The 21,184-nt window shown below is 68.7% G+C and carries 21 protein-coding genes, 1 tRNA gene and 1 pseudogene; 11 read left to right on the top strand and 12 right to left on the bottom strand.

Features of this window, described 5'->3' with window-relative positions:
- The first annotated feature begins 184 nt into the window (after positions 1 to 184).
- From LY41_RS08135 to LY41_RS08105, 7 genes are all read left to right on the top strand, one after another.
- Positions 185 to 1,111 carry a MarR family winged helix-turn-helix transcriptional regulator gene (locus LY41_RS08135; protein WP_253863261.1) on the top strand — a complete coding sequence of 309 codons (927 nt, stop codon included), beginning with the start codon at positions 185 to 187 and terminating at the stop codon, positions 1,109 to 1,111.
- A 137-nt stretch (positions 1,112 to 1,248) separates the two neighbouring features.
- Positions 1,249 to 2,367 (top strand): aromatic ring-hydroxylating dioxygenase subunit alpha, encoded by a 1,119-nt coding sequence (locus LY41_RS23850; protein WP_253863260.1) that lies wholly within the window; start codon positions 1,249 to 1,251, stop codon positions 2,365 to 2,367.
- A gap of 82 nt (positions 2,368 to 2,449) precedes the next feature.
- The gene (locus LY41_RS08125; RefSeq protein ID WP_253863259.1) at positions 2,450 to 3,805 is read left to right on the top strand and encodes an MFS transporter; all 1,356 of its coding nucleotides are present in this window, start codon (positions 2,450 to 2,452) and stop codon (positions 3,803 to 3,805) included.
- Positions 3,802 to 4,848, top strand: a complete 1,047-nt coding sequence (locus LY41_RS08120; RefSeq protein ID WP_253863258.1) for a cupin domain-containing protein — start codon at positions 3,802 to 3,804, stop codon at positions 4,846 to 4,848. Before LY41_RS08125 ends, LY41_RS08120 begins: the two co-directional genes overlap by 4 nt.
- On the top strand, positions 4,845 to 6,095 hold the full coding sequence (locus LY41_RS08115; RefSeq protein ID WP_253863257.1) for an FAD-dependent monooxygenase: 1,251 nt from the start codon (positions 4,845 to 4,847) through the stop codon (positions 6,093 to 6,095). The genes LY41_RS08120 and LY41_RS08115 overlap by 4 nt, the downstream gene beginning before the upstream one ends.
- A complete protein-coding gene (locus LY41_RS08110; RefSeq protein ID WP_253863256.1) occupies positions 6,092 to 6,991 on the top strand; it encodes a fumarylacetoacetate hydrolase family protein in 900 nt (299 codons plus the stop codon). The genes LY41_RS08115 and LY41_RS08110 overlap by 4 nt, the downstream gene beginning before the upstream one ends.
- A 51-nt stretch (positions 6,992 to 7,042) precedes the next feature.
- On the top strand, positions 7,043 to 8,005 hold the full coding sequence (locus LY41_RS08105; RefSeq protein WP_253863255.1) for a PDR/VanB family oxidoreductase: 963 nt from the start codon (positions 7,043 to 7,045) through the stop codon (positions 8,003 to 8,005).
- Positions 8,006 to 8,264: 259 nt separating this feature from the next.
- On the opposite strand, the gene LY41_RS08100 is transcribed toward LY41_RS08105, so the two are convergent.
- The 5 genes from LY41_RS08100 to LY41_RS08080 all read right to left on the bottom strand — a co-directional run bounded on the left by LY41_RS08100 (position 8,265) and on the right by LY41_RS08080 (position 12,505).
- Positions 8,265 to 8,337, bottom strand: a tRNA-Ala gene (locus LY41_RS08100).
- A gap of 103 nt (positions 8,338 to 8,440) precedes the next feature.
- Positions 8,441 to 9,427 carry a divisome protein SepX/GlpR gene (sepX, locus tag LY41_RS08095; protein WP_253863254.1) on the bottom strand — a complete coding sequence of 329 codons (987 nt, stop codon included), beginning with the start codon at positions 9,425 to 9,427 and terminating at the stop codon, positions 8,441 to 8,443.
- A 201-nt stretch (positions 9,428 to 9,628) separates the two neighbouring features.
- Positions 9,629 to 10,297, bottom strand: a complete 669-nt coding sequence (locus LY41_RS08090) for a GNAT family N-acetyltransferase (RefSeq protein WP_253863253.1) — start codon at positions 10,295 to 10,297, stop codon at positions 9,629 to 9,631.
- 19 nt (positions 10,298 to 10,316) lie between these two features.
- Positions 10,317 to 11,603: a molybdotransferase-like divisome protein Glp gene (gene glp / locus LY41_RS08085; RefSeq protein ID WP_253863252.1), complete on the bottom strand. Its 1,287-nt coding sequence runs from the start codon at positions 11,601 to 11,603 to the stop codon at positions 10,317 to 10,319.
- Entirely contained in the window at positions 11,603 to 12,505 is a 903-nt protein-coding gene (locus LY41_RS08080; protein ID WP_253863251.1) for a UTP--glucose-1-phosphate uridylyltransferase, read from the bottom strand. The genes glp and LY41_RS08080 overlap by 1 nt, the downstream gene beginning before the upstream one ends.
- 169 nt (positions 12,506 to 12,674) lie before the next feature.
- Between LY41_RS08080 and LY41_RS08075 the strand changes: the two genes are divergently transcribed.
- Both LY41_RS08075 and LY41_RS23845 read left to right on the top strand, forming a co-directional pair.
- Positions 12,675 to 13,292, top strand: a complete 618-nt coding sequence (locus LY41_RS08075; RefSeq protein WP_253863250.1) for a 5-formyltetrahydrofolate cyclo-ligase — start codon at positions 12,675 to 12,677, stop codon at positions 13,290 to 13,292.
- Positions 13,293 to 13,467: 175 nt separating this feature from the next.
- A pseudogene (locus tag LY41_RS23845) lies at positions 13,468 to 13,668 on the top strand (FmdB family zinc ribbon protein); the annotation flags it as partial.
- A 14-nt stretch (positions 13,669 to 13,682) separates the two neighbouring features.
- Here LY41_RS23845 and LY41_RS23840 read toward each other — a convergent pair.
- Positions 13,683 to 13,880 carry a hypothetical protein gene (locus tag LY41_RS23840; protein WP_308292241.1) on the bottom strand — a complete coding sequence of 66 codons (198 nt, stop codon included), beginning with the start codon at positions 13,878 to 13,880 and terminating at the stop codon, positions 13,683 to 13,685.
- A gap of 225 nt (positions 13,881 to 14,105) precedes the next feature.
- Between LY41_RS23840 and LY41_RS08065 the strand changes: the two genes are divergently transcribed.
- Positions 14,106 to 14,762 carry an SAF domain-containing protein gene (locus LY41_RS08065; RefSeq protein ID WP_253863248.1) on the top strand — a complete coding sequence of 219 codons (657 nt, stop codon included), beginning with the start codon at positions 14,106 to 14,108 and terminating at the stop codon, positions 14,760 to 14,762.
- Positions 14,763 to 14,794: 32 nt separating this feature from the next.
- Entirely contained in the window at positions 14,795 to 15,202 is a 408-nt protein-coding gene (mscL, locus tag LY41_RS08060; RefSeq protein WP_253863247.1) for a large-conductance mechanosensitive channel protein MscL, read from the top strand.
- A 9-nt stretch (positions 15,203 to 15,211) separates the two neighbouring features.
- On the opposite strand, the gene LY41_RS08055 is transcribed toward mscL, so the two are convergent.
- The 6 genes from LY41_RS08055 to LY41_RS08030 form a co-directional block, all read right to left on the bottom strand.
- On the bottom strand, positions 15,212 to 15,400 hold the full coding sequence (locus LY41_RS08055) for a hypothetical protein (RefSeq protein WP_253863246.1): 189 nt from the start codon (positions 15,398 to 15,400) through the stop codon (positions 15,212 to 15,214).
- A gap of 19 nt (positions 15,401 to 15,419) precedes the next feature.
- Positions 15,420 to 15,920: a MogA/MoaB family molybdenum cofactor biosynthesis protein gene (locus LY41_RS08050; protein WP_253863245.1), complete on the bottom strand. Its 501-nt coding sequence runs from the start codon at positions 15,918 to 15,920 to the stop codon at positions 15,420 to 15,422.
- A 130-nt stretch (positions 15,921 to 16,050) separates the two neighbouring features.
- Complete coding sequence (locus tag LY41_RS08045; RefSeq protein WP_253863244.1) at positions 16,051 to 17,637, bottom strand: S1C family serine protease; 1,587 nt, start codon at positions 17,635 to 17,637, stop codon at positions 16,051 to 16,053.
- 78 nt (positions 17,638 to 17,715) lie between these two features.
- The gene (gene galT / locus LY41_RS08040) at positions 17,716 to 18,843 is read right to left on the bottom strand and encodes a galactose-1-phosphate uridylyltransferase (protein ID WP_372493150.1); all 1,128 of its coding nucleotides are present in this window, start codon (positions 18,841 to 18,843) and stop codon (positions 17,716 to 17,718) included.
- Positions 18,840 to 19,640 carry a DeoR/GlpR family DNA-binding transcription regulator gene (locus LY41_RS08035; protein ID WP_253864039.1) on the bottom strand — a complete coding sequence of 267 codons (801 nt, stop codon included), beginning with the start codon at positions 19,638 to 19,640 and terminating at the stop codon, positions 18,840 to 18,842. Before LY41_RS08035 ends, galT begins: the two co-directional genes overlap by 4 nt.
- A gap of 162 nt (positions 19,641 to 19,802) precedes the next feature.
- A complete protein-coding gene (locus LY41_RS08030; RefSeq protein ID WP_253864038.1) occupies positions 19,803 to 21,140 on the bottom strand; it encodes a sensor histidine kinase in 1,338 nt (445 codons plus the stop codon).
- Positions 21,141 to 21,184: the final 44 nt, after the last annotated feature.

Genomic DNA, 21,184 nt, shown 5'->3' with positions numbered 1-21,184 from the left:
CTCTCGACCGTGACGACCACTAGCCAGCGCGTTCGCCGCACCCGCTCCCACATCGCGACCGACGACGACGGCTACCTCTTCGCGAGTCGCAAACCCGGCAGGCGTCCGGTTATCGATACGGTGGCCGGTCGCGATCGACCGCACCGCTGCCTCGGATGGTGCACCAGTGCGATAATGACCCGCGATGACCACCCACCGCGAGCCGCTGCACACGGGGGCGGCGGTTCCGACGCTGGAGCTGGCCCGCACACCCGGTCACCTGATCCGACGAGCTCAGCGGGTTCATGGCGCGCTATGGACCCGCTACGTCGGCGCTGAACCCACGGGTCCGCAGTTCGCCGTCCTGTCCAGCATCGCCAGCAGGCCAGGATTGGACCAGACGACCGTCGGCGCAATGTCCTCCCTCGACAAGTCCTCGACCAAGGACATCGTCCGCCGGCTCGCCCACCATGGCTGGATCACTGTCGACCCCGACCCCGACGACCGCCGCCGCAAGGTCCTGCATCTGAGTCGGCCCGCCCGGGCCGCCCTGAAAGCACTGACCGACCAAGCCACACGGGTTCAAAAGGCCCTGCTCGCCCCCCTGGAGCCTGCACAACGGCAGGATTTCGTCCGGGACCTTGCGATCCTGGCCTACGAAGGCTCACCACCCTCGACCGCACACCTGCCCGAGCACCTGGGCCTCGAGCTGTCCACGACGCCAGGCCACCTCATCCGACGAGCTCAGCAGGCCTACACGACACGGTGGGCGGATCGCTTCGAAGGCAAGCTCACCGGGCCGCAGTACGCGGTGCTGTGCGCCCTGGCTGGCCAAGAGCCCAGTGATCAGGCACGTCTCGGCGACGCCGCGTCTCTGGACAAGTCCTCCATCGCCGAAGTCGTCGACCGCCTCGCCGCCCGCGGCCTGATCACAATCATCACCGGCACCGGCGATCGGCGACGAAAAAAACTCCTCCTCTCGACGTCCGCCCGTGTTGCTCTGCCGGAGTTCACCGAGACTGCTGCTGACGTCCAGTCCGAACTCATGGGACTCCTTCCTGCCAAGGCCCGCACACCCTTCCTCGACTCGCTAGCCGCGATCGCCTACCAGGAAGCGCCCAACATCGAGTGAGCCCGGACTCGAACGGAGCCCGCGGACTCGGCCGAGCCGTTGACATCACTGAACCATCCTGAGACGCTCTCCTCATCGAATTAGTGCGTACACGGAGCATTTCCCGCCGCCGACGTCGTGAGAATCGAGGCTCTGCTGTGTATCCCGACCAGTTCCCGCGCAACGCCTGGTACGTGGCGGCTCGCAGCGCCGAAGTACAGACGGGTCGCCTACTTCCCCGCTTCCTACTGGGGGATCCCGTGGTGATGTATCGCGCCGAGGACGACATTCCGGTCGCCATGGTGGACCGCTGCGTGCACCGGCAGATGCCCCTGTCCCTGGGTCGCCTCAAGGGCAATCAGATCGAGTGCGGCTACCACGGGCTGACCTTCGCCTCCGACGGCAACTGTGTGCGAATCCCGGGATCGACCCGCATCGCCGACAAGGTCCGCGTACAGACATTCCCCCTCGTCGAGGGCAACGGCCTGATCTGGATCTGGATGGGAGACCCCGACACTGTCGATCCCGGACAGATCCCCGACCACCACTGGTACACCGCCGATGGCTGGACGACCGCGGGCGGCACCCTGCACATGAACGCACGCGCGCAGCTACTCAACGAGAACCTGTTGGACCTGTCCCACCTGACATTCCTCCATCCGGAGTCGATCGGCTCCCCGGAGATCGCAGATATCCCCGTCTCGGTGAGCTACGACGACCGCACGGTCACCGTCCAGCGCGAAATGACCGGCGTGGAATGCCCGCCCTTCTTCACCCACGTCACCGGCATCAATCAGCCGATCGACCGCCAGCAGATTGCCGAATTCTTCGCGCCGGCATTCCACATCACGACCACCGCACTGAAGCCGTCGGACGACACCGATGAGTCGCGCATGGCACGTCAGAAGACGATGCACGCCATCACTCCGGAGACTCGCACCACCACCCACTACTTCTGGTCGGTCTCCCGTGACTACGCCACCGAAGATCAGTCGGTCACCGACTACACCCTCGAGGCTGTGACCGGGGTGTTCCAGCAGGACATCGAGGCGTGCGAGGCCATCGAGCACATCATCGCGGCCTGGGAGCCCTCGTACCCCCTCGAGCTCAACATCAAGGTGGACGCCGGCCCGTTGCAGTCCAGGAAGATCATCGAGAAGATGCTGGCCACGGAAGGAGCGACCACGGGCAGCCGCCCGCAAGACCGCTTCACCGATGCCGCCACACGGGCAGCCGCCCAGGCGTGGACCGACCGCCAGGCAGCGTTGGACAGCTAACCCTCAACCTTCTTCCCCGCACGCGATCACGCTAGACCCGCCCATCCCACCCTATTAGTACGTACACGGAGGATCTAGGACGATGAGGTCTTCGACTCCAGCTGACCAACAGGTCATACTCGCCCGACGCGTCGCCCGCGCGAGCTTCATAGGAACCACGATCGAGTGGTACGACTTCTTCATTTACGCCACCGCGGCCGCGTTGGTGTTCGGACCGCAGTTCTTCCCGACGGGTTCGTCGGTTGCGTCCACTCTCGCGGCATACTCCACCCTCGCGGTCGGCTTCATAGCCCGCCCCATCGGGGGCGTCATCATGGGTCACTTCGGTGATCGCGTGGGCCGCAAACGGTTGCTTGTCTTCTCGCTGATGCTCATGGGTGCGGCAACCTTCTTGATCGGGCTGCTGCCCAGTTTCGCGACCATCGGTGTGTGGGCGCCGATTCTGCTCGTGCTCTTGCGCTTCGCGCAGGGGATCGGAGTAGGCGGCGAGTGGGGTGGGGCAGTGCTGATGGCGGTCGAGCACGCGCCGCCGAAGAAGCGCACCTTCTACGGTTCATTCCCGCAGATGGGCCTGCCGGCCGGCATTATCGTGTCGAATGTCGTCTTCTTGATCATCAGCTTGTTCGTAACCTCGGAGCAGTTCACGGCCTGGGGGTGGCGAATCCCGTTCCTGCTATCGGCGGCGCTCGTCCTGTTCGGACTCGTCATGCGGCTGCGGATCATGGAATCACCAGAATTCGCTGCGGTGAAGGACAGCGGGCATGTCGCTCGCCAGCCGCTGGTCGAGCTCGTCCGACGCCACCCCAAGCAACTGCTGTTGACCAGTGGCGCCAGCATCGCTGCCCCGGCGCTCGGATACCTCGTACTGGTCTACCTACTGGACTACGGGACGACCGAGCTGAGCCTGAGTCGCACCACCATGCTCACACTGATCATTGTCGGAAGTGTGACCTGGATGGCCGTCGTCGGTGGTTCGGCTGTGCTGGCTGACCGGATCGGTCGCAAGCCGGTGTTCCTAGGAGGAGCCGTGCTGGCCACGGTGTGGTCGGTACCGTTCTTCTTGCTGATCGACACAGCCCAGCCGGTGATCATGGCGTTGGCGATCATTATTGCTACCACTGGCGTCGCTACCATGGCTGGCCCGCAAGCCGCACTGATTGCCGACGTTTTCCCGGTCCGGATCCGCTACAGCGGAACCTCCTCGGCGTATCAGGTCGGCAGTGTGCTGGGCGGCGCTGTGGCTCCGCTCGCAGCGACCGCGCTGTTCGCCGCCTACGATTCCTCGCTGCCGATCGGCATTTATATGGCCGTTATGGGGCTGATCACCCTGGTGTCCATGGCCCCGCTGACTCTGCCCGTCGCCACGGCGTCCTCGTCCTCGTCCTCGTCCTCTTCCTCGTCCTCGTCCTCGTCCTCGTCCTCGGAGGCATTGACATGACCAGTCGACGTTTCAACTCAACTGACCCGGATCTGGATCAGCTGTATCACGACCTGAGTGAACAACAGCTCCAGCCGTTGTGGGAGATGCGCGGCCTGCTGACTCCAACTCCGAAAGTCCGTTCGGTGCCACATCGATGGTCGGCCAAAGAACTGCGGTCACTGGGTGAGCGCGCGGGGGAACTAGTGCCGATCGACCGCGGCGGCGACCGCCGGGTACTGGCCTGCGCCAACCCGGGGCTCGACGGCGCGCCCTACGCGGCGTCGACCTTGTGGGCGGCCGTGCAGTTCCTGGGTGCCCACGAAGTTGCGCCTGCCCACCGCCACACGCCCGCGGCGCTGCGGTTCGTGCTTGAGGGCGAAGGCGTGTGGACGCTCGTCGACGGTGACCCGCTGGCGATGTCGGCCGGAGATCTGATCTTGACCCCGAGCTGGCGTTTCCACGAGCACCACAACTCCACGGAACAGCCGATGCTGTGGATGGACGTGCTCGACCTCCCGGTTGTCGCCGCGTTGGAGGCGGTGTTCTTCGAAGAGGGCCCCACTGAGGAGGTCGAGCGCCTCACCGCACCGGTCTCTCGCTCGGAACGCCACTACGGTGGCGCCGGCCTGTTGCCCCCTCCGGGTCAGCGCGCCCAGCCACGGCACTCTCCGCTGTTGGCGTACCGGTGGGCCGAAACCGACCGGGCTCTCGACCGACGGCTTGAGGTCACCGGCGCCGACGCGGCCACCATGACCTATGTGGACCCGACCCGTGGTACCGACGTCATGCCCACGATGCGTTGCGAGGCCCACCGAGTCCGCGCCGGAACACGATCCCCACGCAGCCGCCAAACCGGCTCCCGCGTAGCCACGGTATTCCGCGGTAGTGGAGCCGCCGTGGTCGGCGACCAACGTTTCGACCTCGCACCCGGCGACATCATCGCCATCCCTTCGTGGACCAGCTGGCAACTCGAGGCCCACGACCAACTCGACATGTTCTCCACCAGCGACGCCCCTGTCCTCGACGCGCTGGGGCTCTACCGAGAAGAGGAGTGCCCATGACGGCACCCACTGAGCGGCCCACCGACCGACAAGAACAGCACGTGCCCCTGCTGATCGTCGGAGGCGGGATCGGCGGATTGGCCACCGCTTTGGCCGTCGCACGAACAGGTCACCCCGTGCACCTGATCGAACAAGCACCTGAATTCACCGAGATCGGCGCGGGCCTGCAGATCGGTGCGAACGCCACCCGCGTGATGCGTAGGCTGGGGATCCTGGACGCCGTGGAACACGTCGCCGTCCATCCCGAACGGGCAGTCATGCGTGATGCCACAACGGGTGACAAGCTCACCACGCTGACGCTTGGTTCCACGTATCGACACCGCTACGGCGTCCCATACCTGGTCATGCACCGCAGTGACTTGCTGCAAATCCTCCTCGACGCCTGTGCGGCGGAACCGTTGATAACGCTGGAGAACAACCGCACGGTCACCGACGTCGAGCTCGCCGCCGACAGCGTCAAACTCGTCTGCACAGACGGCCAGGCCTACCGCGCCGATGTCGCGATCGGAGCCGACGGCCTCCGTTCCCGATTACGTCGGCTGTTCGCCGATGACGAGCCGGTCTGTAGCGGGTATGTGGCTTACCGCGGCACGATGCCGATCGAGGATGTCGCCACCGATGTCGAGGCCAACGACGTCGTCTTGTGGATCGGCCCCCGCATGCACCTTATGCAGTACCCGGTGCGCGCCGGCGCTTTGTATAACCAGGTCGCGGTCTTTCACAGCGAATCCTTCGACAGCGGTCACAAGGAGTGGGGCACTCCTGAGGAACTCGACGCGATGTATGCCCGCACAGTCGAACCCGTCCGCCTGAGCGCCGCCTCGGTGTCGCGCGCACGGCATTGGCCACTGTATGACCGCGAGCCGCTGGACTCCTACGTCCAAGGCAGGGTCGCATTGCTCGGCGACGCCGCACACCCCATGCTGCAGGTTCTCGGGCAAGGCGCCTGCCAGGCCCTCGAAGATGCCGTCTGCCTGGCCGATCAGCTCACCGCGTATCCGGAAGACGTCGAGAAGGCCCTGGCTTCCTATGAGCAAGCACGGCTGCCACGCACCACGCAGTGTCAGCGCGTGGCGCGGCCTTGGGCGGAGATCTGGCATCTCACCGATCCGGTGGCCATATCACTACGCAACCGGATCTTCCGCACCCGAGCTGCCGACGACTACAGCGACGTCGACTGGCTCTACGCCGAGCTGCCGACTTGGTCTGCGGCGACTCGCTCACCCCTATCTGGAGGTTCCTCATGAAGTTGTGCAGTTTTCTCGACCCGTCAGGGGCACACCGGATCGGTGTGGTGAGTGAACGCGGCATCGTCGATGTCACCGAGCAGGTGCCCTCCACGGGAGCCGGTAGCCCCATGCGACGGCTCCTCGCGGCCGACACCGACCTGAGCACGGTGAACAGCGACGGCCCCGTCGTGACCACTGCGCGCCTGCTGGCTCCCGTCCCCGACCCCACCAAGATCGTGGCCGCCCCGGTCAACTACCGCGACCACCAGGTGGAGATGAGCCAGGACAGCCACATCGACTCCCTCGGGGTGTTCCTCAAGGCGCCGAGCTCGCTGACCGGTGACAGCGAGCTGGTCGAGCTGCCCTACCACGACCGTCGCTTCGATCAGGAAGGCGAACTCGCCGTCGTCATCGGCCGCCGCGCCACCCATGTGCCCGCCGAGAACGCACTTGACCATGTCGCCGGTTACACGTGCCTGTTGGACATGACCATGCGCGGCGGTGAGGACCGCTCGGTGCGCAAGAGTTTCGACACCTTCACCCCCGCGGGGCCGCATCTGGTCACCCCGGACGACGTCGGCCCCCTGGACCAGCTCGAACTGCACACCTGGGTCGGCGGGACCCTACGCCAACGCGCCGACCTTCGTGACCTGATCTGGAATGTGCCTGCGCTGATCGCCTATGTCAGCTCCGTTATGGCGCTCGAACCCGGTGACATCGTGGCCACCGGCACCCCCGCCGGAGTGGGGCAGGTCCAGGACGGCGAGGACGTCACCGTCGAGATCACCAACATCGGACGCCTCAGCGTCACCGTGACCGACAACGGCGCCGTCGCCTGCCCGACCCGCGGCAAGGACAAGGGACCCAAGCCTCCGGCTGAACTCACCCCTGTCGTCGAACGCACCCAAAACTGACAGCGGTTCCGCAAAACGGCCAGGCAGCGCTGAGGCAGGAAGGAGGACGTCGTGCACAGCACACGCGAGGAGGTCGACCTGCGCCTGCAGATCGCCACCCGAACCACTGGCGCGGAGGGCGTGGCTGTCCTCGAGTTGCGTGACCCCACGGGCGAGGACCTGCCGATGTGGGAGCCCGGGGCACACATCGACCTGGCGTTGGGCACCGATCTCGTCCGCCAGTACTCCCTGTGCGGGGACCCCGCGCAACGTGACGTCTGGCGAATCGCGGTACTGCGAGAACCGGATGGTCGAGGCGGATCCCAGCATGTTCACGAAACCCTCGACCCTGGCGCGACCGTCGACGTCCGCGGGCCACGCAACCACTTCTCACTGCGGCCCTCTCTCCGGTATGTGTTCCTCGCCGGTGGTATCGGCATCACCCCGATTCTGCCGATGGTCGCCGCGGCCGAGGCGGCGGGAGCGGACTGGCAGCTGCACTACGGCGGGCGCAGCCGCAAGTCCATGGCCTTCCTCGGAGAGCTGGAAGCCAAGACCGGCAACCGGGTCAGCCTGCATCCACAGGACGAGGTCGGGCTCCTGGACCTGTCCGGCATCCTGGGAACACCGCGGCCAGACACGCTCGTCTACGTCTGCGGGCCCGAGCCACTCCTCAAAGCCGTCGAGCAGCAGTGCGAAGGGTGGCCCGACGGCAGCCTGCACCTCGAACGGTTCAGCCCGAAGGAGTTCGACGCACCAGTGCGCGCCGACTCCTTCGACGTCGAGTTGGCTGCCAGCGGGCTCACGCTAACGATCCCGCCGCACCGATCAATCCTCCGGGTGGCCGAGGAAGCCGGCGTCCCGGTCGTCTACTCCTGCGAGGAAGGGACCTGCGGCACTTGCGAGACCAAGGTTCTCTCCGGCCAGGTCGACCATCGCGACTCGCTGCTGAACCCAGATGAACAAGCGGCCAACGACGCCATCTTCATCTGCGTGTCCCGTGCCGCCTGCTCACGTCTGGTCATCGATCTCTGAACGACATGCGTACGTCTGTTGCTGACACGTGATCCTCAGGAGGCCGGAGTCACCGGTCACGATCTCCATGGACCGATCGGCACGCTCCACGCCCTCCAGCGCGAACACACCCAGAGCACCGCAACCCCAGACCACGGCCAGCTACCGAGCACGCGCAGCAAAAAGGCCACCCGCCCTGCAGGTGGCCCTTCGATTTCCGGTGCTGACCTCCTACTGAAGGGCACTCACTCGGGCACGGGTCCTAATAACAACCCTAGGGTGGAGCTGAGGGGAATCGAACCCCTGACCTTCTCGATGCGAACGAGACGCGCTACCAACTGCGCTACAGCCCCTGATGTAACCAGTGAACCTGGTGTAACCACTGAAATTATTGCCCTCTTGATGAGCGCTCGATGAGCATAGCAAGCGCGCCATGCTCATCGAGCGAGGGGGTACCTATTCGCCGACGGCCCGCCGGTACGGCAGCTCACCGGGGTCGCCGAGTTCGTGGAACGCGGGGTCCTCGTCGTCGCTGTCGACGACGACGGCGTTCCGCGGCGGCCGCGGCGCACGCCGGCGTTGCACGTTGACGAGCTCGGGGCCCTGCCGGTCGCGGTGCGACGGTTCCGCACGGTCGGCGGAGCGGCCACGGCGGAGTTCGGTGGTGTCGCCGGCGTCGGGCTCGCCGATGTCCTCGCCGTCCTGTTCGGGCTCGCGAGCACGCCGCCGGGGGTTACCGGAGTAGCGGGCCATGCGGCGCTCGCGGATCTCCTCCTCGATGCGCACCTGACGACGCAGGTACCCGAGGTAGCCGACGAGGGCGACGTCGACGGCGCCGTGCAACCACCACAGCATCGGCAGCACCGCCGCGGCGACGACCGCACTCACGACGGCGGCGATCAGCAGGAACAGGACGACCCGCTGCCGGTAGGCGTACTTGGCGCGCGCGTTGATCTCGGCGGCCTCGGGGTCGAACCCGCCGCGACCGGGGCGGTATCGCCTCGGAGCGGGCTCATCGGCCGCGCGGTCGTCGGCACCGGACTCGTCGAGGTCGGCCTCACCCACATCGGCGCGGCGGCCGTACCGGCGCTCGCGGGTGCCGGCCGGTTCGTCGTCGACCTCGTCGCGTTCGTCGTAGTCGCCGCCGTAGTCGCCGTCGGTGTCGTAGTCGTCGGCAGCGTCGTACTCGGTGTCGTGGTTCGTGTCGGCATCGGCGTAGTCGACGGAATCGTCGAACTCGTCATCCCGGTCGTCACGAGTGCCGGCTTTCCGGGTCATGGCGAACTCCCTTCGCCCGTTGTTGCGCGTACCGCTCCGCACGATCCGGCCGGCCAGCGCCGCATCGCTGGTCTGTGTGACCTCCTGACGCTTCCGCGCCACCATGGGTACGAGAACGACAAGCCACGCAGCGGCGAGCCCGATAATGATCAACGAGCTTGGCATCTCCCGTCACCTCCCCGACCTCACGGCCGTTCGCGTTGCTGCGCAGCCCTCGGGCCGCCCCTCTCCCCTTGCCCTCGCAGAGCGCTTTGTCTCCACGCTGACAAATCACCACGTTAGTCACACGAGTAACAGAAGACCCGGAGACGCGCCGGGACCATCTTTGATTCCCGTCACTGGATCAGGTAGCGCAACCACGCAGAATTAACCCGAATGGACGCGTGCCGCACGGCCCGCGGCGATGAGGCGTTCCACCAGGCCACGGCCGGTTTCCTCCGCCGTGACGGCGTAGACGAGATGGTCGCGCCATTCACCCGTCACGTTGAGATAGCGCTCGAACAGGCCTTCTTTCCGGAACCCGACCTTGGTGAGCACGCGAACACTCGCCGCATTCTCCGGGCGCACGGTGGCCTCCAGCCGGTGCAGCCGCCCCGGGCCGAAGGCGTGGTCCGTCATCATCGCGACCGCCGCCGTGGCCACACCCCTCCCGGCCTGGTCGGACGCGACCCAGTAACCGACCCAGGCCGACCGCAGCGCCGAGCGCACGATGTTGCCGACGGTGATCTGCCCGGCGAACTCGCCGTCGACGGTGATCGCGAACGGCAGGCACTGCCCACGGCGGGCGAGCGAGCGCAACGATGTGCACTGCGGCGGCCACGCCCAGCCGGAGTTGCGTTCCTCCCACGCACCGGCCGCGGTGGGCTCCCAGCATTCGAGGTACTCCCGGTCACGCAGCCGCAGCCGGCTCCACGCACCCGCATCACGCCAGCGCACAGGCCGGAGCCGCACCTCGGTGCCGTCGACGATCAGCGGCGCCGGACGGGCGGGCCAGCCGGGGTGCTGCGATTCACCGAGCGACTCCCGCTCCGACATCGCCCGTGCCCACTCCCGTTCAGGCCCGCTGGGCGAGGAAGGTCACCTTGACCTGTTCACCTGCCGGCAGCTCGGTGAGCTCCTCGTCGACGTTGATCAGGCAGTTCGCCTCGGCGAGCGAGGCGAGCAGGTGCGCCCCGGAGGTGCCCAGCGGCTGCACCAGGTACTCGCCGTTGGTCTCGTCGCGCAACAGCTGCCCGCGCAGGAACCCCTTGCGACCCGGCGTCGACGTCACCGGTGACACCAGCCGAGCGTCGACGGCACGGCGATGGGGGTTCCTCGTGCCGCGAGCCGCACGGATCAGCGGCCGGATCATGACCTCGAACACCACGAGCGCGCTCATCGGGTTGGCCGGCAGCAGGAACGTCGGCACCGAATCCGGGCCGAGCCTGCCGAAGCCCTGCACCGACCCTGGGTGCATGGCGATCCGCCGGACGTCGAGGTCACCGAGGTCCGACAGTGCCGCGTGCACCTCGCCACCGGTCGTGCCGCCGGCGCCGCCCACGACGACCACCACCTCGGACATCAGCAGCCTGCCCTCGACGGTCTCGTGGAGGCGCTTCGGGTCCAGCGGCACGATTCCCACGCGGCTGACCTCGGCGCCCGCATCGCGTGCGGCGGCGGCCAGCGCGTAGGAGTTGACGTCGTAGACCTGCCCGACCGACGGCGTGCGGTCGACGTCGACGAGCTCGTCACCCACGGAGATGACCGACACCCGCGGTCGCGGATAGACCAGCACCTTCGACCGGCCGACCGCCGCGAGCAGGCCCACCTGCGCCGAGCCGATCGTGTCGCCCGCGCGCACCGCGACGTCGCCGATCTGCACGTCCTCACCCGTCCGGCGGACGTAACCTGCCGACGGCACCGCCCGCTGCACGGTGACGTTCGCCTGGTGGCCGTCGGTGAACGCCGTGGGCACCACCGCATCCGCCAGCGTCGGCAGCGGCGAACCCGTGGCGACCCGCACCGCCTGGCCGGGCTGCAACCGCCGCGGTTGCCGCGACCCCGCCTGGATCTCGCCGACCACCGGCAGCTGCACCGGCTCCTCGCCCGCAGTGCGCACGTCGACGCTGCGCACCGCATAGCCGTCCACCGCCGCCTGGTCGAAACCGGGCAGCGCCTGCTCGGCCACGACCTCCTCGGCACACGGCAGGCCCTGCGATTCGGAGATCGCGACCCGCACCGGGTTGGGCCGCACGGCGGCCGCGAGAGCGCGGTTCAGCTGCTCGGCGACCGGCCGGAAGTCCTCGTCGGAGGACAGATCCGGGACCGCGGTCACCGTGGTGGTCGGCTCGAGTTCGTTCATCAGTCGACGTTCTCGATTCGTTGTTTCAGCCAGTCACGCAGGGACGGGCCGTAATCGGCATCGGCCAGTGCGAAGTCGACGGCCGCACACAGGAACCCACCGGGATTGCCCAGGTCGTGCCTGTAGCCGCGGTGCACGACGACGTGCACCGGATGCCCCTGTTCGATCAGCAGCGCCACGGCGTCGGTGAGCTGCAGCTCGCCGCCGCTGCCGGGACCGATCCGTTCGAGGGCGTCGAAGATCGCGCGGTCCAGCAGGTAGCGACCCGCTGCGGCATAGGTCGACGGCGCGTCCTCCGGTGCCGGCTTCTCGACCATCCCGTGCACCTGCTTGACGTCGCCGTCGTCGGTGTCGCTGACGTCGAACACGCCGTACGGCGAGATCTCCGCCTTCGGGATGTCGAACGCGCACAGCACGCTGCCGCCGTACCGGGCACGGACCTCGGCCATCTTCGTCAGCACGCCGGACGGCAGCACCAGGTCGTCGGGCAGGAGCACTGCCACCGCATCGTCGTCGTCGGCCAGCTCCGGCGCCGCCTGCGCCACCGCGTGACCGAGGCCGAGCGCCTTCTCCTGGATGGCGACGTCGACGTCGATCAGCCCCGGCGCCTTGCGCACCTTCTCCAGCAGAGCGGTCTTGCCCTTGCTTTCCAGGGCGTCCTCGAGGTCGGGACGGGACTGGAAGTAGTCGGCGACGGCCTGCTTGTCCGGCGAGGTCACCACGACCATGCGCCGCGCCCCAGCTTCGGCCGCCTCCCCCGCGACCAGCTCGATACCCGGCGTATCCACCACGGGAAGCAGTTCCTTCGGCACGGCTTTGGTGGCCGGAAGGAATCTGGTCCCGAGGCCAGCAGCGGGAACGATGGCCGTACGGAAGGTCTTCGTAGTAATGGGACCCGTCATGGGCGTGAAGCCTAGCCTGAACGTGCGATTCAGGCCGACAATGACAGGCTGACAACGACAGTCGGCGACCGATGAATGTGCACAAGACCCCGTCCGCGTCGCATTCGTCGGCGCGGTCGTCGCTCCGACATCCGCCACCGACACCGGGTTCGCCCTGGAAAGGAAGGCCGTGAACACGCCCCAGCCCGACAACGTGACCGGAGATGCGGACAAGCGGACGTGGCGCCGCGCGATCAGTACCGCGAGGTCGGCCGTGTCGGCCCAGCAGCAGGTCGCGGAGGCCAACGCGCTCGCAGCTGCGGTCCCGGGACTGCTCGACGGGCTGCAGTCGCCGACCGTGTGCGGTTACGTCCCGTTCGGGGCAGAACCGGCCTCGATCGGCCTGCTCGACGTGCTCCGCGACGCCGGCGCCCAAGTGCTGCTGCCGATCGTGCCCGAGGAGCCCGCGCCGTTGGAATGGGCCGAGTACACGGGCACGGCGAGTCTGGTGCCGGGGCGGTACCGCGGCATCCTCGAACCGGGCGGTCCTCGACTGGGTGCTGCGGCGATCGGCGACGCGGCGGTGGTGTTCGTGCCCGCACTGAGCGTCGACCGGCAGGGCGCCCGGCTCGGCCGCGGCGCGGGCTTCTACGACCGGTCGCTGATGCTCGCGAGGTCCGATGCTCTGTTCGTGGCGGTGGTACGCGACGACGAACTCGTCGACCGGCTGCCCGCAGAATCCCACGACGTGCGGGTCCACAGGGCACTCACGCCCGGAAACGGCCTGGTCACGCTGGGCGCGGCGTAGCGGCCGAGGGTGGCGCGGAGTCGCGCGGCCACAGGGCGGCGCAGCGTCAGCGGCTCGGGGTCTAGAGCGGCTCGGGGTCTATAGCAGCTCAGCGCCAGGACAGCGTGACGTGGACCACGCGGTGTGGCGCGGTGATCGTGGTGTGACCTGGGCCTGATTGCCATGCCGGAATTCGATGCAGCACAATCTCGTTAGCACTCTGAGGAGTCGAGTGCCAACGCCTGAAGGAGCACCTGTGCCGACCTATCAATACGCCTGCAAGCAGTGCGACCACCAGTTCGAGGTGGTCCAGTCGTTCTCCGAGGACAGCCTCACCGAATGCCCGGAGTGCCAGGGCATCCTGCGCAAGCTGTACGGAGCCGTCGGCGTCATCTTCAAGGGCAGTGGCTTCTACCGCAACGATTCGCGCTCCGGTAACGGCAGCTCGAACGATTCCCAGGCTCCGGCTGCGTCGTCGACGAGCGACTCCGGGTCGACGACCTCGGACTCGAACTCGACGACGTCCTCCTCGTCCGATTCCTCCTCGTCGTCCTCGTCCACCTCCTCGTCGACGAGTTCGTCCACGTCGACCGGTTCGGGAACCTCCACGCAGACCTCCGCCCCGACGTCCGCCGCCTCCTGAGGATCCTGCGCCCCGGGTCCTGCCGACCGGCTCGGGGTTCTCCGCGGGGTTTCGGCACGGACGGAGTTGTCCACAACGACCCGGTTGTCCACAGGTTGGCGGTTCGGTACTTCCGGGGCGCCGTGTCCCACTTCTAGCGTCGATCGGGCCGAGACGAACCACGTCCGGCCCGATCCGACCGGGAGGCGTCCGTGGCTACCCCCTTCGCGCGTCATGTGGCGCACCTGACGACCGCGGTGCGCGCACGTCCCGTTCCGGTACTGCGCCGGGTCCTGGCCGTCGCACTCCTCCTGCTCGCCGTACTGATCGCCGCCCGGCCCGCAACGGCCGGGGACGACGACACTCTGCCGACGCTCGTGTTCGCCCGCGATCTCCCACTCGGCACCACGCTGCAGGCCGCCGACGTCCGCGTCGCCGATCTCCCCGAGCAGGCCCGCCCGGCCAGTGCGCTGCAAGAACCGGACGACATCGCCGGCGAGGACCTCGTGGGTGTCGCTCGTGAGGGTGAACCTGTCACCGATGCGCGGCTGGTGGATCGCGCGCCCACGCCACCGGGCACCGTGACCGTTCCGGTCAGGCTGACGGATCCGGACGTCGCTCCACTGCTGCGTTCGGGGTCGCACGTGGACCTGGTCGCTCCCGGGTCCGGAACCGCAGGCGAACCCGCGGAGCAGGCCCTGGCCAGCAATGTTCCGGTGTTGTCCGTACTCGCGCCGGACTCGGCGACCGGAACGGCACCCTCCCCGTCCGACGAGGGACCGCTCGTCCTCGTGGCCGCCCGGCCCGAGCCCGCCGCCCGGCTCGCCGCGGTCGCCGCGGACCGGCCCGTCACGGTTACGCTCCGCTAGCCAACGGATCTCCGGCGCGAAAGGAGTGGGACGTGCTGAAGGGCTTCAAAGAGTTCCTGATGCGCGGCAACATCGTCGAACTTGCCGTCGCTGTCGTGATCGGTACGGCGTTCACCGCGATCGTCACGGCGTTCACGGAAAGCCTGATCCAGCCGCTAATCAACGCGATGGGCGGCAGCGAGGGCGCCCAGGGATTGGGCTTCCGGGTACTGGAGGAGAACCCCAGCACGTTCCTCGACTTCGGCACCGTGATCAACGCAGCGATCAACTTCGCCGTCGTGGCCGCCGTCGTGTACTTCCTGGTCGTCGTCCCGTTCCAGAAGCTGCAGGAGCGCCGCAGCCGCGGACAGGACGGCGAGGACGCAGCGCCGACCGACACGGAGCTGCTCACCGAGATCCGCGACCTGCTCCGCGACCGGCAGGGCGACCCCCGCAGCTGACCGCCGGAGTCACCGGTCGTGATGCGGCGGCCGGTTCTCCAGATACCAGGCCTCGGACGTCGCAGGGCCTCCCTGCACGTCCCGTTCGTCCGAGGTCGTCTCCGGCAGCACCTCGCCGAACACCTCGGCGATCCGGCGGCGCGCAGCGGACGCCCGCGGTTCCGGCGATGCGGGCCCGGGGGTCGACTCTGCGGTCATGGTGTCGGGTTTTCCCTGCTCAATCGGCTGTGAGCCCGGAAAGCTCACCGATCACGTACGGCAGCAACGTCGACAACGTCGCCATGCCGTCCCGCACGGCCGGTCGCGACCCGGCGAGGTTGACCACGAGGGTACTGCCGGACAGGCCGACGAGCCCGCGCGAGACTCCGGCGTCGACCGCGCCGGCGGCCAGTCCCGAGGAACGCAGCGCCTCGCCGATGCCCGGCACCGGACGGTCGAGCACACCCGACGTCGCGTCGGGGGTCACGTCGCGGGGTGCCACACCGGTGCCACCGACCGTGAGCACCAGGTCCACCCCGCCGATCACCGCCGTGTTCAGCGCGTTGCGGATCTCGACGATGTCGGCGCGGACCACCACGGACCCGTCGACGATGAAACCGGCTTCCTCGAGCAGTTCCGTCACGAGCGGGCCGATCGAGTCGTCGGTCTCCCCTTGGGCGGTGCGGTCGTCGACCACGACCACCAGAGCGCGGCCGAGCCGCTGTGCACTCCGTTCCATGATCCCTACCGTAATGGTCCGTCCGCCGGATACGCGAAAGCCGCGCGCGGCGGTCGCAGGCCGCGGCGCAGGGCGCCGCGGCCTGCGGCTGTTGGTCTCGACCGCCGTCGGCGGCCGAGCGTTCGGGGGGTCAGTTCGTTCCGACCGGTTGCCCGCCGAGCGTCACCTCGACCGTCTTCCCACCTTCGAGCGTGAGCGTGACCTTCTGGCCCGGTGCGCGGGTGCGGATCGCGGCCACGAGCGTGTCCGAGTCGTCGACGCGGCGATCGCCGATCTTCACGACGACGTCGCCGCCCTGCAGACCCGACTTCTCGGCCGGGCTGTCCGGTTCGACGCTGGCGATCGCCGCGCCGCCCTGCCGGGCATCGCCCACCCTTGCGCCGATGAACGTCTGCGTGGCGTGGCCGTCCTGCATGATGTCGTCGGCCGTACGCCGGGCCTGGTCGATCGGAATGGCGAACCCGATGCCGACGTTGCCGCTGTCCTGCGAGGCGCCGGACGAGGGACTGTAGATCGCCGAGTTGATCCCGATGATCCGGCCGTTCATGTCGACCAGCGGTCCACCCGAGTTGCCCGGGTTGATCGCGGCGTCGGTCTGGATGGCGTCCATCACCGTCGTCTGATCACCCTGGCGGCCCGCCGACACCGGCCGGTGCAGCGAGCTGACGATACCGGACGTCACCGTGCCCGCGAGCTCGTAGGGCGAACCGATGGCCACCACCTGCTGGCCGACGCGCAGGTCGTCGGAGCGGCCCAGTTCGACGGCGGGCAGGTTGCTCACGTCCTGAGCCTTGACGACCGCGATGTCCGTCGTCGGATCACGGCCCACCACCGTCGCCCGCGTGGTCTGGCCGTCGTTGAAGACGACCTGGATCCGGCCGCCATCGGCGGCACCGGCGATCACGTGGTTGTTGGTCAGCACGTAACCGTCGTCGCTGATGACGAAGCCCGAGCCTTCGCCTGCACCCTGGCTGGTCACCGTCTTGAGCTGAACGACGCTGGGGCTGACCTTCTGCGCCACCGCCGAGGCCGTGCCGTCGGGCGCACCGCCGGTCTGCTTGGCGGGCCGTTCCTGATCGAGCGAGCTGATCGACGACCGCGACGAGTCCTCGGCCGCGAGGTAGCCGCCGACCGTTCCGGCTCCGCCGCCCACCAGCAGCGCGAGCACGGCCACCCCCAGGACGAGCTTCGTCGTTCGGCGCCGCTTCGGCCTCTCCGGGCCGGCCGGAACCGGCGCCATCCCCGGCACACCGTGTCCCTGCATGCCGCCCGTGTCACCGACATCCGGGCCACCGGGGTATGCCGGGCCGCCGGGTGGGGCGTACGGGTTGCCGTACACCCCGCCCTGCGATCCGGCCTGCTGCTCCGGCGCGACCTGTGGGTACTGCGCCCCACCCCCGTACCCGGCCGCCGGGGGGTGCTGCTCCGCCTGCGGCTGCTGCGGTTGCGGTTGCTGCGGCTGCCCGCCCTGCTGCGGCTGTTGCTGCTGCTGCGGCGGCGGCTGCGGGCCGTGCTGCGGCGGCTGCGCGTGTTCGGTCTGCGCAGCGCCCTCGGCCGACCACGGATTGGGAGGCGCGCCCGCCGTACCGTGGGACTGCCCGGACCCGCCCGGCGCCGGAAAGCCGGACGAGGGGGTCTCGGTGTCGGCCGAGTCGTTGTCCGAGCCGGTATCGGCCGGGTCCGTGTTGTCCGAGAAGGTGGGGTCGTTCTCGCTCATGCACCCATCATGAGTCATGGTCCTGAGAGATCGCTGAACTCCAGCTGTGCGACGCCCGTGGGTTCCCGAAATCGTGGTTCAGCCCGTCGGCCGGCCGTCGTCTCCTGGCTCACCGGCCACACGCAGGCGCCCGGCGATCTGTTCCGGGGTCGCGTCGTTGATCCACACCGCCATCCCGGATTCCGAACCGGCCAGGTACTTGAGCTTGTCCGCGGACCGCAGCACCGACAGCAGTTCGAGGTGCAGCCACGACAGGTCCCGGTCAGTGCCTCGCGGCGCCTGGTACCAGCCCGCGACATACGGCAGCGGTTTGCCGTAGAGCCCGTCGCACCGGCCGAGCACCTGCCGGTAGACGTGGGCGAAGTCGTCCCGCTCCGCCCCGGTCAGCTCGGTCAGGTCGGCGACCTGCCGGTGCGGCACGACCTGCACCTGAACCGGCCACCGGGCGGCGGGCGGCACGAACGCGGTCCAGTGTTCGCCTTCGGCGACGACCCGCTCGCCCGAGGCACGTTCGGCTGCGAGCACGTCACCGAGGACGTGGCTGCCGTGCCGGTCGCGGTACGCCTCCGCCGTCGCCAGCATGCGCTCGGTGCGCGGCGTGACGAACGGGTAGCCGTAGATCTGCCCGTGCGGGTGCGAGAGCGTCACCCCGATCTCCTCGCCGCGGTTCTCGAACGGAAAGACCTGCCGCACGCCGTCGAGCCGGGACAGTGCCGCCGTGCGGTCGGCCCACACGTCCACGACCGTCCGCATGCGCTCGGGACTCAACCGCCCGAACGACCCGGTGTGGTCACTGGTGAAGCACACGACCTCGCACCGCCCACGGCCGGGGGCAGAGGGGGTGATGCCCGCTCCGTCCACCGTGGCCTCCTGCGTGCCATCGACCCGCTGGGCGAACGACGGGAAGCGGTTCTCGAACACGACGACGTCGTAATCGCTCTCCGGTACCTCGCTGGGCACCCCCGGCGAGCTGGGGCACAGCGGGCACAGGTCTGCGGGCGGCTTGTAGGTGCGGGTCTGCCGGTGCGCGGCCATCGCCACCCACTCCCCCGTCAACGGATCCCGGCGGATCTCCGAGGCCGCGGTCACCTCCGGGAGGTCACGCGGGTCGACGGCCGTGCGCTCGTGCGCGCCCGGGGTATCGTCGAAGTAGAGGATCTCGCGGCCGTCGGCGAGGCGGCGCGACGTCTTCCGCAGCACGCTCATTCGCCCGCCTCCTCCGGAGTCGACGGAACGTCGGCGACGATCAGCTCGCCGACGTGCTCGGACAGGGTCGCCCGCGCGTCGCCGGGCAGGTCGGCATCGCTGACGACGGCGCTCGCGTCGGCCAGATCGGCGATCGTGGAGATGCCGACCGTGCCCCACTTCGTGTGGTCGGCGAGGACGACGAGCTTGCGCGCGGACTCCATCAGCGCCCGGTCGGTCTCCCCCTCGGTGAGGTTCGGCGTGGTGAACCCCGGGCCGTCGGCCATGCCGTGCACGCCCAGGAACACCATGTCCAGGTGGAGGTTGCGGATGCTCTGCACCGCCACCGGCCCGACCAGCGCGTCGGACGGCGTCCGCACGCCCCCGGTGAGGATCACGGTGCGGCCCGGTTGCGGGGATTCGTGGAGCACGTCGGCGATCCGCACGGAGTTGGTCACCACGGTCAGGTCGGCGACGCCTGCGAGTGCGCGGGCGAACGTCCAGGTGGTCGTGCCCGCGGACAGTCCGATGGCGCTGCCGGCGGGCACGAGTTCGGCAGCGCGTGCGGCGATGGCCTCCTTGTGGCCCTGCTGCTGCACCGACTTGGCCTCGAACCCGGGCTCGTCGGTGCTGCGGTCGCCGATGGTCGTGGCTCCGCCGTACACCTTTTCGACCAGGCCCCGGCTCGCGAGCACGTCGAGGTCGCGGCGCACGGTCATGTCGGAGACACTCAGCCGTTCGACGAGGTCGCTCACGCGGACCGCACCACTGCGCCGCGCCTCCTCGAGGATGATCGCTTGTCGCTGCCGCGCCAGCACATCGTCTCCCACCGTCCGGTGCCGGCCACCACCGACACCCGAAACCGAACCCAATTGAACAAAATTCTACAGCATTCAACAGCCGATCGGGGCGAGCTCGCCGAAAGACGGCCGGGCGTGGTGCGCGAGCCGCCGACAGCGCCGGGGCCGGTGCCGGTGCCGCTACTCGTTCCGGTCCGGGGCCGTGCCCGGCAGCCGGATCGTCATGACCGTGCCGCCGCCGTCCCGCGAGGAGGCGAACGCCCCGCCACCGTGGCGCTGCGCGGCCTGGCGGACGATCGCCAGGCCCAGGCCCGAACCGGGCAACGTCCGCGCCTCGGTGGAGCGGTAGAAGCGATCGAACACCCGCGGCAGGTCCTCGGGAGCGATACCGGGGCCGCGATCGGCGACCTCCACCACGGCGGTGCCGTCGCCGAGCGGACGCAGCCCCACCTGCACGGTCTCGCCGCCGGGGGAGAACTTCACCGCGTTGTCGAGCAGGTTCAGCACGGCGCGTTCCAGCACACCCGGATCGCCGGCGAGTTCCCACGGCTGCAGCCGGACGTCGAACTCCGTGTCGCCCGCTCGCCTGCGCGCCCGATCGAGCGCCCGCTCGACGACCTCTGCCAGGTCGACCCGCTCGACCATTTCCTGCGGCCCGCTGTCGCGCGCGAGCTCCACGAGATCGCCGATGAGCTGCGTCAGCTCGTCGAGCTGCCCGCGGATGTCGGTTTCGATCTCGGTGCGCACCGTCTCGTCGAGTGGCGGCGCCTCGTTGCGGCCCGCCGACAGCAGCAGCTCGAGGTTGGTGCGCAGCGACGTCAACGGCGTGCGCAGCTCGTGGCCCGCATCGGCCACGAGCCTGCTCTGCTGCGCCTGGGACTCGGCGACCGCACTCAGCATCGTGTTGAAACTCTGCGTCATGCGCGACAGCTCGTCGTCCCCGGTCACCGGAATCGGACGCAGGTCCATGGTGTCGGCGACCCGCTCGGTCGCCGAGGTCAACCGTTCCACCGGTCGCAACGCGGTCCGTGCGACGGCCGTGGCCGCGCCCGCGGCGACCAGGACACCGATCCCGCCGAACAGCATCAGCACCAGTGCGAGGTCGCCGAGGGTCCGTTCCGTCTGTGCCAGTGACTGCCCCAGCACGAGCGCCTGGCCGTGGCCCGAGGGGACGGAGACGACCCGGATCCCGCTCTCCGTGTCGGTGCGCAGCGACCACTCCGCACCCCCGCGGGCGACGGCCAGCTCGGGTTCGCTCGTCGGCGGTTTCGCCGCGCCACGAGGGACGACGAGGGTGTCATCGGCTTCGAGCAGGCCGATCTGGATGTCACCGCTGGCGAACAGGGCCGCAGGCAGGTTCTGGAACTGCGACGCCACGGGCACGCTCTCGGCCGCGGCATGAGCCCGCTGGGTCAGCGAGCTGTCGAACTGCTCGTAAATGTTGTCCCGCACCGTCAGGTACGTCACCAGCGAGACCAGCGCCACGGTGCCGCCGACGCACAGCGTGGCCAGCAGCATGACGCGGGTGCGCAAGGAGATGCGTTTCGGCGTCCGTTCCGGTT

Source organism: Prauserella halophila (assembly GCF_024171895.1).
Classification (GTDB): domain Bacteria; phylum Actinomycetota; class Actinomycetes; order Mycobacteriales; family Pseudonocardiaceae; genus Prauserella; species Prauserella halophila.
The sequence above is the reverse complement of the archived record's forward strand: the minus strand, read 5'-3'. Positions and strand labels throughout refer to the sequence as shown.

What these genes read in the sequence shown, in the direction of transcription:
- LY41_RS08120 (WP_253863258.1), top strand. Translation starts at nt 3,802, where the DNA reads ATGACCAGTCGACGTTTCAACTCAACTGACCCGGATCTGGATCAGCTG.
- LY41_RS08050 (WP_253863245.1), bottom strand. Translation starts at nt 15,920, where the DNA reads ATGGAACGGAGTGCACAGCGGCTCGGCCGCGCTCTGGTGGTCGTGGTC.
- LY41_RS08115 (WP_253863257.1), top strand. Translation starts at nt 4,845, where the DNA reads ATGACGGCACCCACTGAGCGGCCCACCGACCGACAAGAACAGCACGTG.
- LY41_RS08030 (WP_253864038.1), bottom strand. Translation starts at nt 21,140, where the DNA reads ATGCTGCTGGCCACGCTGTGCGTCGGCGGCACCGTGGCGCTGGTCTCG.
- LY41_RS08080 (WP_253863251.1), bottom strand. Translation starts at nt 12,505, where the DNA reads ATGACGGGTCCCATTACTACGAAGACCTTCCGTACGGCCATCGTTCCC.
- LY41_RS08135 (WP_253863261.1), top strand. Translation starts at nt 185, where the DNA reads ATGACCACCCACCGCGAGCCGCTGCACACGGGGGCGGCGGTTCCGACG.
- LY41_RS08055 (WP_253863246.1), bottom strand. Translation starts at nt 15,400, where the DNA reads ATGACCGCAGAGTCGACCCCCGGGCCCGCATCGCCGGAACCGCGGGCG.
- galT (WP_372493150.1), bottom strand. Translation starts at nt 18,843, where the DNA reads ATGAGCGTGCTGCGGAAGACGTCGCGCCGCCTCGCCGACGGCCGCGAG.
- glp (WP_253863252.1), bottom strand. Translation starts at nt 11,603, where the DNA reads ATGAACGAACTCGAGCCGACCACCACGGTGACCGCGGTCCCGGATCTG.
- LY41_RS08045 (WP_253863244.1), bottom strand. Translation starts at nt 17,637, where the DNA reads ATGAGCGAGAACGACCCCACCTTCTCGGACAACACGGACCCGGCCGAT.
- LY41_RS08090 (WP_253863253.1), bottom strand. Translation starts at nt 10,297, where the DNA reads ATGTCGGAGCGGGAGTCGCTCGGTGAATCGCAGCACCCCGGCTGGCCC.
- sepX (WP_253863254.1), bottom strand. Translation starts at nt 9,427, where the DNA reads ATGCCAAGCTCGTTGATCATTATCGGGCTCGCCGCTGCGTGGCTTGTC.
- LY41_RS08110 (WP_253863256.1), top strand. Translation starts at nt 6,092, where the DNA reads ATGAAGTTGTGCAGTTTTCTCGACCCGTCAGGGGCACACCGGATCGGT.
- LY41_RS08125 (WP_253863259.1), top strand. Translation starts at nt 2,450, where the DNA reads ATGAGGTCTTCGACTCCAGCTGACCAACAGGTCATACTCGCCCGACGC.